We start from the raw sequence: 12,852 nt of genomic DNA on the forward strand, positions 1-12,852 counted from the left end.
TCGACCGGTGCTCCTCCGGGGGAGGTGCGCGGTACTTCTGTTGCACAAGAGGCGACCGGGGTGCTGCCGTACCCTCGTCAGCATGTCGCTCTACGCCGCGTATGCCGGCAACCTCGACGCGCGACTGATGTCCCGCCGCGCACCCCACTCGCCGCTGCGCGCCACCGGCTGGATCAACGGCTGGCGGCTGACCTTCGGGGGCGAGCAGTGGGGACTCCCCTCCTCGCCCGGGACCGAGAGCTCGGGGGCGGGCTGGGAGGGCGCCCTCGCGACGATCGTGGAGGACCCGCTCACCCAGGTCTTCGTCGCGCTGTACGACATCGCCCCGATGGACGAGGACTCCATGGACCGCTGGGAGGGCGTGACCCTCGGTGTCTACCGCCGCCTGCGCGTGCGCGTGCACACACTGGACGGCGAGGAGACGGGCTGGACCTACGCCCTGAACGGCTACGAGGGCGGCCTTCCGTCGGCCCGCTATCTGGGTGAGATCGCCGACGCCGCCGAGTCCGCGGGGGCGCCGCACGACTACGTGATGGAGCTCCGCAAGCGGCCCTGCTGACGAGGACCGGTCACGGGCGAACCGGTTTTCTCCGGAAACGACAAGGCAACGATCGTGTTGCCGTCAGCCCCTCATCTACGCGCGTAGGCACTGACCGGTTACCCTCGTGCGCGTGAACGCATCTCTTCTTCCGGACGACATCCAGGGCGACCCCTACGCCGCCGCCGACGCCGCAGCCGCGCGCCTGCGCGAGCTGACGGGCGCCGAGACCCACGACGTCGCCCTCGTGATGGGCTCCGGCTGGGCTCCGGCCGTCGACGCCCTCGGCGAGCCCGAGGCCGAGTTCCAGGTCACCGAGCTGCCCGGCTTCCCGCCGCCGGCCGTCGAGGGCCACGGCGGCAAGATCCGCTCGTACCGGATCGGTGACAAGCGAGCCCTGGTCTTCCTGGGGCGCACTCACTACTACGAGGGCCGCGGGGTCGCCGCCGTCGCGCACGGCGTCCGCACCGCCGTCGCGGCCGGTGCCAAGACCATCGTTCTCACCAACGGCTGCGGCGGCCTGCGCGAGACCATGCGCCCCGGCCAGCCGGTTCTGATCAGCGACCACATCAACCTGACGGCGACCTCGCCGATCGTGGGCGCCAACTTCGTCGACCTGACCGACCTGTACTCCCCACGCCTGCGCGCCCTGTGCAAGGAGATCGACCCCTCCCTGCAGGAGGGCGTCTACGCGCAGTTCACCGGCCCGCACTACGAGACCCCGGCGGAGATCCGCATGGCCCGGGTCATCGGCGCCGACCTGGTGGGCATGTCGACGGTCCTGGAGGCGATCGCCGCGCGCGAGGCGGGCGCCGAGGTCCTGGGCATCTCGCTGGTGACCAACCTGGCCGCCGGAATGACGGGCGAGCCGCTGAACCACGAGGAGGTCCTCCAGGCGGGCCGCGACAGCGCGACGCGGATGGGAGCGTTGCTGACGCAGGTGCTGGACCGCCTGTAGGCACTCCTACGACAAGCGCCCCCGACCGCACAACGAGAGGTTGACCCGACGTGCACGACGAACTCATCGCACGGGCCAGGGCGTGGCTCGCCGAGGACCCCGACGCGGAGACCCGTGAGGAACTCGCGAGACTCATCGACGCCGGGGACCACGCCGAGCTCGCCGCACGCTTCAGCGGCACCCTCCAGTTCGGCACCGCCGGGCTTCGCGGCGAACTCGGCGCCGGCCCCATGCGCATGAACCGCTCCGTGGTCATCCGCGCCGCGGCCGGCCTCGCCGCGTACCTGAAGTCGAAGAACCAGGGCGACGGCCTCGTGGTCATCGGCTACGACGCCCGCCACAAGTCCGCCGACTTCGCTCGTGACACCGCCGCCGTGATGACCGGGGCGGGCCTCAGGGCCGCTGTGCTCCCCCGGCCCCTGCCCACCCCGGTCCTCGCCTTCGCCATCCGGCACCTGGGCGCGGTCGCCGGTGTGGAGGTCACGGCCAGCCACAACCCGCCCCGGGACAACGGCTACAAGGTCTACCTCGGCGACGGCTCGCAGATCGTGCCCCCCGCCGACGCCGAGATCGCGGCCGAGATCGACGCCCTCACCACCCTCGGCGCGATCCCCCGCCCGGACTCCGGCTGGGACACTCTGGACGACAGCGTCCTCGACGCCTACCTCGCTCGCACGGACGCCGTCCTCGCCCCGGGCTCCCCGCGTAGCGCCCGCACCGTCTACACGGCGATGCACGGCGTCGGCAAGGACGTCCTCCTCGCCGCCTTCGCCCGGGCCGGTTTCCCGGAGCCCGTCCTCGTCCCCGAGCAGGCAGAGCCCGACCCGAACTTCCCCACGGTCGCCTTCCCCAACCCGGAAGAGCCCGGCGCCATGGACCTCGCCTTCGCGAAGGCCCGTGAGACGGACCCCGACCTGGTGATCGCCAACGACCCGGACGCCGACCGCTGTGCCGTGGCCGTCAAGGACGGCGAGGACTGGCGCATGCTCCGCGGCGACGAGGTCGGCGCGCTCCTCGCCGCCCACCTGGTCGGGCGTGGCGCGCGGGGCACCTTCGCCGAGTCGATCGTCTCCTCCTCCCTCCTCGGCCGCATCGCCGAGAAGGCCGGCCTGCCGTACGAGGAGACCCTCACCGGCTTCAAGTGGATCGCCCGTGTCGAGGGCCTGCGCTACGGCTACGAGGAAGCCCTCGGCTACTGCGTCGACCCCGAGGGGGTACGCGACAAGGACGGCATCACGGCCGCGCTGCTGATCACCGAACTCGCATCCGTACTCAAGGCCGAGTCCGGCGGCGGTTCGGCGGCGGGGGGCCGCACCCTCCTCGACCTCCTCGACGACCTCGCCGTCGAGCACGGTCTGCACGCCACGGACCAGCTCTCGGTCCGGGTCGAGGACCTCTCGGTCATCGCGACCGCGATGCGCCGCCTGCGCGAGCGGCCCCCGGCCCACCTCGCGGGCCTGCCGGTCACCCGCTGCGAGGACCTTGCCAAGGGCACGGACGAGCTGCCGCCCACGGACGGCCTGCGCTACACGCTCGACGGCGCCCGCGTGATCGTCCGTCCCAGCGGCACGGAACCGAAGCTGAAGTGCTACCTGGAGGTCGTGGTCCCGGTCTCCACACATGCCGACCTTCCGGCAGCCCGCGTCAAGGCGGCCGAACTGCTGGCGTCACTCAAGCGCGACCTGTCGGCAGCGGCGGGCATCTGACCGACCGCCGTGCCCGCGGCCCCTGCGGTCGCGGGCACGGCCGGCTCAGCCCGCCGCCATCAGGATCGCCAGCACCACCGCCCCGGCCACGGCCGGTCCCACCACCTCGTACGCCCAGCGGACCGTCGGCTCGCCCTGGGCCCGCTCGGCCTTCTCATGCATCTCGGCCAGTTCGCGCAGGTCGTCCATGATCTGGTCGGTCTGGGCGCGGGTGGGCCCGGCCGGGGCCGCCGAGGAGAGGCCCTGGCGGCCCGACCTGCCCCCGCGTGCGGCCTGCGCGGCCGCCCGGCTCTGCCTCCGTGCCGCCTTCTTGCGGCCGCGCAGCGAGACGGGCACCGCCCACAACTGGTACTTGGTACCGGACGTGGCGACGACCTCGTTCGAGTAGCCGGAGCGGAGCGACGCGACCGAGCCCCAGGGCAGCACGATCACACGGAGCGGGTTGCGGATGCGCAGCCGCTCCTCGTTCGCGTACACGGCCGGGCGTATGGTGAAGGCGGTGACCAGCGGTATGCCCAGGATCATTCCGGCGAGCGCCAGCCACGGGGTGCGGCCGTGACCGTTGACCAGCGCGTCGATGCCGAGCCAGAGCACGATGGCGAGCAACAGCACGCCGCCCGCGATACCGGCGGGCGACCGGTAGATCCGGTCCCGGGACTCAGGTGCCGAGGGTTGGTCCGGCGCGGGCGACGGGTGATCGGGGGTCGTCATGGACCCGATTCTGCATGACGAGTGCGAAGTGCTCTCCAGCCGGTACACAACCGTGCCCCGCGCGGTGCGTACCCGTGTCCGGCCCGCGCAGGGAGTGTCCCTGGGGTGTACAGCCGCTACGCGCGTAGATATGCTCGGCTGGTGACCATGCCCAGTTCCCCCAAGCTCTCGGCTCCGCTCGAGCAGGGCGGTGCCCCCACACCCGCTGCTGCACACGCGCTCACGGACCTCGCCTCGTCCGACAGCACGCTGCGCCGCTTCCTCCATGGGCTGCCCGGCGTCGACTCGGTCGGCCTGGAGGCCCGCGCAGCCTCCCTCGGCACCCGCTCCATCAAGACCACCGCGAAGGCGTACGCCATCGACCTCGCCATCTCGATGGTCGACCTGACGACGCTGGAAGGCGCGGACACCCCGGGCAAGGTCCGGGCGCTCGGCGCCAAGGCGGTGCACCCCGACCCGACGGACCGTACGGCCCCGACGACCGCGGCCGTCTGCGTCTACCCCGACATGGTGGCCGTCGCGAAGGAGGCCGTCGCGGGCTCCGGAGTGAAGGTCGCCTCGGTCGCCACCGCCTTCCCTGCGGGCCGCGCCGCACTCGGCGTGAAGCTGGCCGATGTGCGCGACGCCGTGGCCGCGGGCGCCGACGAGATCGACATGGTCATCGACCGCGGGGCTTTCCTCGCGGGCAGGTACATGAAGGTGTACGACGAGATCGTCGCCGTGAAGGAGGCCTGCGGGACGGCTCGCCTGAAGGTCATCTTCGAGACGGGCGAGCTGTCGACCTACGACAACATCCGGCGCGCCAGCTGGCTCGGCATGCTGGCGGGCGCCGACTTCATCAAGACCTCGACCGGAAAGGTCGCCGTCAACGCGACCCCGGCGAACACCCTCCTCATGCTGGAGGCCGTACGCGACTTCCGCGCTCAGACCGGCATCCAGGTCGGCGTGAAGCCCGCCGGCGGCATCCGCACCTCCAAGGACGCCGTCAAGTTCCTGGTCCTCGTCAACGAGACGGCCGGCGAGGACTGGCTGGACAACCACTGGTTCCGCTTCGGCGCCTCCTCGCTCCTGAACGACCTGCTGATGCAGCGTCAGAAGCTGGCCACCGGCCGCTACTCCGGCCCCGACTACGTGACGGTGGACTGATCACCATGGCATCCGCATTCGAGTACGCACCCGCGCCCGAGTCCCGCTCGGTCGTCGACATCGCCCCTTCCTACGGGCTGTTCATCGACGGCGAGTTCACCGAGGCGGCGGACGGCAAGGTCTTCAAGACGGTCAGCCCGTCCACCGAGGAGGTCCTCTCCGAGGTCGCCCAGGCCGGCGCGGAGGACGTCGACCGCGCGGTGAAGGCTGCCCGCAAGGCGTTCCAGACGTGGTCGGCGCTGCCCGGCTCCGAGCGCGCCAAGTACCTGTTCCGCATCGCCCGCATCATCCAGGAGCGCAGCCGCGAGCTGGCCGTCCTGGAGACGCTGGACAACGGCAAGCCGATCAGGGAGACCCGCGACGCCGACCTCCCCCTGGTCGCCGCGCACTTCTTCTACTACGCGGGCTGGGCAGACAAGCTGGACCACGCGGGCTTCGGCCCGAGCCCCCGGCCGCTGGGTGTCGCGGGCCAGGTCATCCCCTGGAACTTCCCCCTGCTGATGCTGGCGTGGAAGATCGCCCCGGCGCTGGCGACAGGCAACACGGTCGTCCTCAAGCCGGCCGAGACCACCCCCCTGTCGGCGCTCTTCTTCGCGGACATCTGCCGACAGGCGGGCCTGCCGAAGGGTGTCGTCAACATCCTTCCGGGCTACGGCGACACGGGCGCCGCGCTCGTCGCGCACCCGGACGTGAACAAGGTCGCCTTCACCGGCTCCACCGCCGTCGGCAAGGAGATCGCCCGCACGGTCGCGGGTACGCGGAAGAAGCTCACGCTCGAACTGGGAGGCAAGGGCGCGAACATCGTCTTCGACGATGCCCCGATCGACCAGGCCGTCGAGGGCATCGTGACCGGCATCTTCTTCAACCAGGGCCAGGTCTGCTGCGCGGGCTCCCGCCTCCTGGTCCAGGAGTCGATCCGGGACGAGCTGCTCGAGTCCCTGAAGCGGAGGCTCACGACGCTCCGCCTGGGCGACCCGCTCGACAAGAACACGGACATCGGCGCGATCAACTCGGCCGAGCAGCTCGCCCGGATCACCGCGCTCGCCGAACAGGGCGAGGCGGAGGGCGCCGAGCGCTGGTCCCCCTCCTGTGAACTCCCCACGTCCGGCTACTGGTTCGCGCCGACGCTCTTCACGAACGTCACCCAGGCGCACACCATCGCCCGTGACGAGATCTTCGGCCCGGTGCTGTCCGTCCTCACCTTCCGCACGCCGGAGGAGGCCGTCGCCAAGGCCAACAACACCCAGTACGGCCTGTCGGCGGGCATCTGGACGGAGAAGGGCTCCCGCATCCTGGCGGTGGCGAACAAGCTCCGGGCGGGTGTCGTCTGGTCCAACACGTTCAACAAGTTCGACCCGACCTCGCCGTTCGGCGGCTACAAGGAGTCGGGCTTCGGCCGCGAGGGCGGCCGCCACGGCCTGGAGGCGTACCTCGATGTCTGAGAAGTCCGAAACCACTGAGCGACTCTCCGTCTTCAAGACCTACAAGCTGTACGTGGGCGGGAAGTTCCCGCGTTCTGAGAGCGGCCGGGTGTACGAGGTGACCGACGCAAAGGGCAAGTGGCTGGCGAACGCGCCCCTCTCCTCCCGCAAGGACGCCCGTGACGCCGTGGTCGCCGCGCGCAAGGCGTTCGGCGCCTGGTCGGGGGCGACGGCCTACAACCGCGGCCAGATCCTCTACCGCATCGCCGAGATGCTGGAGGGGCGACGCGACCAGTTCGTGCGCGAAGTGGCCGACGCGGAAGGCCTGTCGAAGTCGAAGGCGGCGGCGCAGGTGGCCGCGACGATCGACCGCTGGGTCTGGTACGCGGGCTGGACCGACAAGATCGCCCAGGTGGTCGGCGGCGGCAACCCGGTCGCGGGCCCGTTCTTCAACCTGTCGACGCCGGAGCCGACGGGCGTGGTCGCGGTCCTCGCCCCCCAGGAGTCGTCCTTCCTCGGCCTGGTGTCGGTGATCGCCCCGGTGATCGCGACCGGCAACACAGCGGTCGTGGTGGCCTCCGAGAAGGCTCCGCTCCCCGCGCTCTCCCTGGGCGAGGTGCTGGCCACCTCCGACCTGCCGGGCGGTGTCGTGAACGTCCTCTCCGGCCGTACGGCGGAGATCGCGGCGCCGATGGCCGCCCACCAGGACGTCAACGCGATCGACCTGGCCGGTGCCGATGACGTCCTGGCGAAGGAACTGGAGATCGCGGCGGCGGACAACCTGAAGCGAGTCCTTCGCCCACAGCCTGTGGATTACTCCGCGACGCCGGGCATCGAGCGACTGACCGCGTTCCTGGAGACGAAGACGGTCTGGCACCCGACGGGATCGCTGGGCGCGTCCGGCTCGTCGTACTGAGACAGCCCCGAAACCTGAGAGCCGCGTTTCCCCTCCGGGGGGAGAGGAAACGCGGCTCTCCGTCACGAGGCCACGGGGATCCGGAAGGTCGCGGGTTCCCTGGTTCGCGCAGGCCGACCGTCGGGACCGGTCACTGCACCGATCCGAGCAGCCGACCGACCACCGGCACACTGCCGAGCGACCGCGCCTGGGCCACCGGCCGGGTCAGTGCCTGCGAGTTCAGCGGCTTGAAGTCGGCGATCTGCGTGCCGACGCCGTTGTCGAGCGGGTCGACCCCCGTGCCCGCCAGCGGGTTGGGCTTGAGGCCCGCGAGCGGACCGGTGGCGTAGCCGACGCTTCCCTTGAGCGCGCGCAGCCCCGCCTGCGGGTCGACGTGGCCGAGCGAGGAGGGCCGGGCGCGCGTCACGTCGAGGGCCTGGCCGGTGTCCGCCGACGCCGCGGCCGCACCCGCCCCCAGTGCGACGCCCGTGGTCGTGAGGGCGATGAAGGCGCGCCGGGCGGTAGGGGTGCGGGGGGAGGCGTGTCGTGCCATGGCTGCTGCCACCTTCTGCTAGCCGATAGTAATCAGTTCACCGCGTAGGGTAGTTGAGGTGTGATGTCCGTTCCAACGCCGACCCGCGGGGTCGGCGCTCCGCGCGCGATGCGTCAGACTGGTCTCTCGTGAATCCCCAACCCCCGGCTCCGGCCCGCGTCGTGCTGCTCTGTGGCCCCTCCGGTTCCGGCAAGTCCCTCGTCGCCGCCCGTTCCGGCCTGCCCGTCTTGCGACTGGACGACTTCTACAAGGAAGGCGACGACCCCACGCTGCCGCTGGTGGAAGGGAGTTCGGACATCGACTGGGACCATCCGCAGTCGTGGGACGCGGATGTCGCGGTCGCGGCCATCGCCGAACTGTGCGCCAAGGGCCGCACGACGGTGCCCGTGTACGACATCTCGCTGAGCGCGCGTACGGGCGAGGAGACCCTGCACATCGAGCGCACACCGGTGTTCATCGCGGAGGGCATCTTCGCCGCGGAGATCGTGGAGCGCTGTCGTGAGCTGGGCGTCCTCGCCGACGCGCTGTGCCTGTCACGGGGACCGTTCACCACGTTCCGCCGCCGCTTCGTGCGCGACCTCAAAGAGGGCCGCAAGTCGATCTCGTTCCTGCTGCGGCGCGGCTGGCGCCTGATGCGCGCGGAGCGGTCGATCGTCACCCGTCAGACGGCGCTGGGCGCGTACGCCTGCGACCGGGACGAGGCGCTGGCCCGGCTGGCGGCAGCGGCCGCGGTCCCGCGCGCCGGTGAGTACGGGAACCCGGTGAGCACGGCGACGTAGAACCGCACGGAGCGCAACGAGAAACGGGGCTGGACAGACCCCCCGGCCCTCCAGCCCCGCTCTCTGGTGCTCCCCCGTGATCCCCGTTGTTCCCCCCGGTTCCCCCTTTTTCCTTCCCCCGCTCCCCCGTACCCCCCCGATCCCTCAGGCGACCAGCTCCCCGAAGGACTCCTCCTCGTCACGGCCGAAGCTGAGGGCCTCGTCCTCGCGCAGCCGGCGGAGCGACCGCCAGATGCTGGACTTCACCGTGCCGACACTGATGTCGAGGATCTCCGCGATCTCCGGGTCCGTGCGGCCCTCGTAGTAGCGCAGGACCAGCATGGTGCGCTGGAGTTCCGGCAGCCGGGCGAGCGCCTGCCACAGGACGGCGCGCAGTTCGGTGCCGCGCATCGCGTCCGTGTCTCCGACGGTCTCCGGCAGCTCCTCGGTCGGATACTCGTTCAGCTTGCGGCGGCGCCACGCGCTGATGTGCAGATTGGTCATCGTCCGCCGCAGATAGCCCCCCACCGCGGCCTTGTCCGTGATCCGGTCCCACGCCCGGTACGTCGAGAACAGCGCGCTCTGCAGCAGGTCCTCGGCCTCGAAGCGGTCACCGGTCAGGTGGTAGGCGGCTGCGTACAGGGAGGCGCGGCGCTCTTCGACATAGGCGGTGAACTCCACCTCCGCCGCCGAACGACGCTCCCCCTGAGCCTCCCCGTAAGCGGCTCCCCCGTGAGCTCCACCCACGTGTGCGTCAACCACCGTCATATAGGGCTGGCGCCCCTGCTGCGTGGATGCGGTGTACTGACGCCCGGCGCCGCGAGCGCACCCCCGCCCTCCCCCGAGCTCTCGACTTCGCTCGAGCAGGGAGGTGCCCCCTCCAACACCGGACTTCTCGGCATTCCGGGTGACGTCGTGCAGACGCGTGACAACTGCGCTCGCGCTGGTGCCGTGCAGCGTGTTCATCTCGCGCCCCCCGTCATGGAGTCCGGGTCTTCGTACCGCCGTGTGGCGGCCTTGCTCATGTCGAAGAGCTTGCCGGGGTGACTTCATGGCCGTGTCCGTCGACTGTCACAGACCTGTCACAGAGGTCGTCGGGTGCCACGCCGCAACCTCACGGAGCGCAGTCGTGCAACTACAAGGACGTGTCGGCGGCCCGCGCCTTGCGGGAGGGATGTGAGGGAACACTCCAACGGTCGAAAGACGGCCGTGGTATGAGCCAGAATGGCCCTCGTGCCTTCCCTGTTGCTGATCGAGGACGACGACGCCATCCGAACGGCCCTGGAGCTCTCTTTGACGCGCCAGGGACACCGTGTGGCCACCGCTGCCACCGGCGAGGACGGTCTCAAGCTGCTGCGCGAGCAGCGCCCGGACCTGATCGTGCTGGATGTGATGCTGCCCGGCATCGACGGTTTCGAGGTGTGCCGGCGCATCCGGCGCACCGACCAGCTACCGATCATCCTGCTCACCGCGCGCAGTGACGACATCGACGTCGTGGTCGGGCTGGAGTCCGGCGCCGACGACTACGTCGTCAAGCCCGTGCAGGGACGGGTGCTGGACGCCCGGATCCGGGCCGTGCTGCGGCGCGGCGAGCGCGAGGCCAGCGACTCGGCGACGTTCGGCAGCCTGGTCATCGACCGGTCGGCGATGACCGTCACCAAGAACGGCGACGACCTCCAACTGACACCCACCGAACTGCGGTTGCTCCTGGAGCTGAGCCGGCGGCCCGGTCAGGCACTGTCGCGGCAGCAGCTGCTTCGGCTGGTGTGGGAGCACGACTACCTGGGTGACTCGCGGCTCGTCGACGCGTGCGTGCAGCGGCTGCGCGCCAAGGTCGAGGACGTGCCGTCGTCTCCCACGCTGATCCGTACGGTCCGTGGGGTCGGATACCGGCTGGACGCTCCTCAGTGACGGATCCGCAAGGCGCACTCCGCGGCTGGACCGCGGCTCGCAGGACCGTACTGTCACGCCTGCGCTTCACGAGCCTGAGGCTGCGCCTGGTCGTGGTGTTCGGGCTCGTCGCGCTGACCGCCGCCGTGTCGGCGTCCGGCATCGCCTACTGGCTCAACCGCGAGGCCGTGCTCACTCGCACCCAGGACGCGGTGCTGCGCGACTTCCAGCAGGAGATGCAGAACCGGGCGAGTTCGCTGCCGGGGCACCCGACGCAGGACGAACTGCAGCACACCGCCGGGCAGATGGCGGGCAGCAGCCAGCGCTTCAGCGTGCTGCTGATCGCGCAGGACGAGCACGGGAAGACGCTGGTCGGCAACTCCGACCTGGGTACCTTCACGCTTCGGGACGTGCCGAAGTCCCTGCAGAGGGCGGTGAACAAGCAGCAGCCGGTGTCGTCGTCCAACGAGTCCGCCTACCACCTGTACTGGCAGCGGATCACCGTGCACGACAAGCCGTACCTGGTCGGCGGCGCGAAGGTGATCGGCGGCGGCCCCACCGGCTACATGCTCAAGTCCCTGGAGCCGGAGGCCAAGGACCTCAACTCGCTGGCCTGGTCGCTCGGTATCGCCACCGGTCTCGCACTGATCGGCTCGGCGCTGCTCGCGCAGGCGGCCGCGACGACCGTGCTGAAGCCGGTGCACCGTCTCGGCAGCGCGGCCCGGCGCCTGGGCGAGGGCAAGCTGGACACCCGGCTGCGCGTGTCCGGCACGGACGAACTGGCCGACCTGTCCCGGACCTTCAACCGCGCCGCCGAGTCCCTGGAGAAGAAGGTCGCGGACATGAGCGCCCGCGAGGAGGCCTCTCGTCGCTTCGTCGCCGACATGTCCCATGAACTGCGTACTCCGCTCACGGCGATCACGGCGGTCACCGAGGTGCTGGAGGAGGAACTCGACGCGGAGACGGGCGGCATCGACCCGATGATCGAGCCGGCCGTCCGACTCGTGGTCAGCGAGACCCGGCGGCTGAACAACCTCGTCGAGAACCTGATGGAGGTCACCCGCTTCGACGCGGGCACGGCCCGGCTGGTCCTGGACGACGTGGACATCGCCGACCAGATCACCGCGTGCATCGACGCCCGCGCCTGGCTGGACGCCGTCGAACTGGACGCCGAGCGCGGCATCACGGCCCGTCTCGACCCGCGTCGCCTCGACGTGATCCTGGCCAACCTGATCGGCAACGCGCTCAAGCACGGCGGCTCACCGGTACGGGTCCGCGTCCGCGAGGAGGGCGAGGACCTGCTCATCGAGGTGCAGGACCACGGTCCCGGTATCCCCGAGGACGTCCTGCCCCATGTCTTCGACCGCTTCTACAAGGCGAGTGCCTCGCGTCCACGTTCCGAGGGCAGCGGCCTCGGCCTGTCCATCGCGCTGGAGAACGCGCACATCCATGGCGGCAGGATCACGGCCGTCAACTCGCCGGAGGGTGGGGCGATGTTCACGCTGCGCCTGCCGCGCGACGCGTCGCCGCTCATCGCGGACGAGACACGCGACAGGAACGGCACCGAGGAGAAAACCGGATGACGATGAGAGGCACCCGCCCCTGGCTCGCCGTCCCGCTGCTGGCCGCGCTGCTGGCCGGCTGCGGCATCCGCTCCACCCAGGTGCCGACGGACTTCGGCCCCGCGCCCTCCCGGGTGCCGTGCGCGTTGTCCGGCGCGGACCTGTCCACACAGACGGGCCGCGGCATCCCGGTCCAGGTCTTCCTGCTGTGCAGCTCTCAGCTGGTTGCGGCGGACCGTTCCGTGCGCATTCCGGACGGCCCCGCCGAGGCGGAGCGCCGGGTGCTGGTGGCACAGGGGCTGCTCGACCAGCTCGCCGTGCAGCCGTCGTCCGGGGAGAAGCAGGCGGGCTACACGACGGACGTGGCCGGCGGCATCCGGGTGAGCGGCCCGCGCGGCAAGGACCCGGAGGGCACGTTCCGGCTGAGCACCCGGCCGCAGGACCTCACCCCGTACGCCCTCGCACAGATCGTCTGCACCTTCGCCGGCTCCGAGGCAACCGCCGCCGAGGACGGGACCGTCGTGCTCGGCGGCCCCGACCAGCCGCCACGCCGCTACGAGTGCACCACCCAGGTGCGCTCCCGTCCGGGCACGGTGGCACCGCCGTCCAGCAAGGTCACCTAGTTGTTCTGTCCACGGAGGTTGGTGACAGGGTTCACGGTGGAGTGATCTTGAACGAGTGAGGGCCTTCCGGGTTCGGTGTGGATTGCGACAT

13 protein-coding genes are annotated in these 12,852 nt (G+C 70.8%); 10 read left to right on the forward strand and 3 right to left on the reverse strand.

The window, feature by feature from the left end:
- Positions 1 to 82 precede the first annotated feature (82 nt).
- From ACWDEX_RS34155 to ACWDEX_RS34165, 3 genes are all read left to right on the forward strand, one after another.
- Entirely contained in the window at positions 83 to 559 is a 477-nt protein-coding gene (locus ACWDEX_RS34155; protein WP_450468357.1) for a gamma-glutamylcyclotransferase, read from the forward strand.
- A gap of 112 nt (positions 560 to 671) precedes the next feature.
- Positions 672 to 1,496, forward strand: a complete 825-nt coding sequence (locus ACWDEX_RS34160) for a purine-nucleoside phosphorylase (protein ID WP_450468358.1) — start codon at positions 672 to 674, stop codon at positions 1,494 to 1,496.
- A 50-nt stretch (positions 1,497 to 1,546) separates the two neighbouring features.
- Positions 1,547 to 3,202: a phospho-sugar mutase gene (locus ACWDEX_RS34165; protein WP_450468359.1), complete on the forward strand. Its 1,656-nt coding sequence runs from the start codon at positions 1,547 to 1,549 to the stop codon at positions 3,200 to 3,202.
- Between the two features lie 45 nt (positions 3,203 to 3,247).
- Here the strand turns inward: ACWDEX_RS34165 and ACWDEX_RS34170 are convergent, their stop codons facing one another.
- Positions 3,248 to 3,913, reverse strand: a complete 666-nt coding sequence (locus ACWDEX_RS34170) for a PH domain-containing protein (protein ID WP_450468360.1) — start codon at positions 3,911 to 3,913, stop codon at positions 3,248 to 3,250.
- 147 nt (positions 3,914 to 4,060) lie between these two features.
- On the opposite strand from ACWDEX_RS34170, the gene deoC reads away from it, so the two are divergent.
- Genes deoC through ACWDEX_RS34185 form a run of 3 tightly spaced genes read left to right on the forward strand, consistent with a single transcriptional unit; the run spans position 4,061 to position 7,396 of the window.
- Complete coding sequence (gene deoC, locus ACWDEX_RS34175) at positions 4,061 to 5,059, forward strand: deoxyribose-phosphate aldolase (protein ID WP_450468370.1); 999 nt, start codon at positions 4,061 to 4,063, stop codon at positions 5,057 to 5,059.
- Positions 5,060 to 5,064: 5 nt separating this feature from the next.
- A complete protein-coding gene (locus tag ACWDEX_RS34180; protein WP_450468361.1) occupies positions 5,065 to 6,501 on the forward strand; it encodes an aldehyde dehydrogenase family protein in 1,437 nt (478 codons plus the stop codon).
- Entirely contained in the window at positions 6,494 to 7,396 is a 903-nt protein-coding gene (locus ACWDEX_RS34185) for an aldehyde dehydrogenase family protein (protein WP_450468362.1), read from the forward strand. Before ACWDEX_RS34180 ends, ACWDEX_RS34185 begins: the two co-directional genes overlap by 8 nt.
- Positions 7,397 to 7,526: 130 nt before the next feature.
- Here the strand turns inward: ACWDEX_RS34185 and ACWDEX_RS34190 are convergent, their stop codons facing one another.
- Positions 7,527 to 7,928 (reverse strand): hypothetical protein, encoded by a 402-nt coding sequence (locus ACWDEX_RS34190; RefSeq protein WP_450468363.1) that lies wholly within the window; start codon positions 7,926 to 7,928, stop codon positions 7,527 to 7,529.
- Positions 7,929 to 8,056: 128 nt separating this feature from the next.
- Between ACWDEX_RS34190 and ACWDEX_RS34195 the strand changes: the two genes are divergently transcribed.
- Positions 8,057 to 8,707, forward strand: a complete 651-nt coding sequence (locus tag ACWDEX_RS34195; RefSeq protein ID WP_450468364.1) for a uridine kinase family protein — start codon at positions 8,057 to 8,059, stop codon at positions 8,705 to 8,707.
- A 144-nt stretch (positions 8,708 to 8,851) separates the two neighbouring features.
- On the opposite strand, the gene ACWDEX_RS34200 is transcribed toward ACWDEX_RS34195, so the two are convergent.
- Positions 8,852 to 9,652 (reverse strand): SigE family RNA polymerase sigma factor, encoded by an 801-nt coding sequence (locus ACWDEX_RS34200; protein WP_450468365.1) that lies wholly within the window; start codon positions 9,650 to 9,652, stop codon positions 8,852 to 8,854.
- 267 nt (positions 9,653 to 9,919) lie between these two features.
- Here ACWDEX_RS34200 and afsQ1 point away from each other — a divergent pair, with 267 nt between their 5' ends.
- From afsQ1 to ACWDEX_RS34215, 3 genes are read left to right on the forward strand one after another with little or no spacing between them, the layout of a single operon-like run.
- Positions 9,920 to 10,597 carry a two-component system response regulator AfsQ1 gene (afsQ1, locus tag ACWDEX_RS34205; protein WP_450468366.1) on the forward strand — a complete coding sequence of 226 codons (678 nt, stop codon included), beginning with the start codon at positions 9,920 to 9,922 and terminating at the stop codon, positions 10,595 to 10,597.
- Positions 10,594 to 12,159, forward strand: coding sequence for an ATP-binding protein (locus ACWDEX_RS34210; RefSeq protein WP_450468367.1), 1,566 nt, complete (start codon positions 10,594 to 10,596; stop codon positions 12,157 to 12,159). Before afsQ1 ends, ACWDEX_RS34210 begins: the two co-directional genes overlap by 4 nt.
- On the forward strand, positions 12,156 to 12,761 hold the full coding sequence (locus tag ACWDEX_RS34215) for a hypothetical protein (RefSeq protein WP_450468368.1): 606 nt from the start codon (positions 12,156 to 12,158) through the stop codon (positions 12,759 to 12,761). The genes ACWDEX_RS34210 and ACWDEX_RS34215 overlap by 4 nt, the downstream gene beginning before the upstream one ends.
- Positions 12,762 to 12,852 lie beyond the last annotated feature (91 nt).

The sequence above is a fragment of the Streptomyces sp. NPDC001020 genome, from assembly GCF_053599115.1.

Coding starts and splice junctions, on each gene's coding strand:
- ACWDEX_RS34155 (WP_450468357.1), top strand. CDS start 83: ATGTCGCTCTACGCCGCGTATGCCGGCAACCTCGACGCGCGACTGATG.
- ACWDEX_RS34170 (WP_450468360.1), bottom strand. CDS start 3,913: ATGACGACCCCCGATCACCCGTCGCCCGCGCCGGACCAACCCTCGGCA.
- deoC (WP_450468370.1), top strand. CDS start 4,061: ATGCCCAGTTCCCCCAAGCTCTCGGCTCCGCTCGAGCAGGGCGGTGCC.
- ACWDEX_RS34180 (WP_450468361.1), top strand. CDS start 5,065: ATGGCATCCGCATTCGAGTACGCACCCGCGCCCGAGTCCCGCTCGGTC.
- ACWDEX_RS34185 (WP_450468362.1), top strand. CDS start 6,494: ATGTCTGAGAAGTCCGAAACCACTGAGCGACTCTCCGTCTTCAAGACC.
- ACWDEX_RS34190 (WP_450468363.1), bottom strand. CDS start 7,928: ATGGCACGACACGCCTCCCCCCGCACCCCTACCGCCCGGCGCGCCTTC.
- ACWDEX_RS34200 (WP_450468365.1), bottom strand. CDS start 9,652: ATGAACACGCTGCACGGCACCAGCGCGAGCGCAGTTGTCACGCGTCTG.
- ACWDEX_RS34215 (WP_450468368.1), top strand. CDS start 12,156: ATGACGATGAGAGGCACCCGCCCCTGGCTCGCCGTCCCGCTGCTGGCC.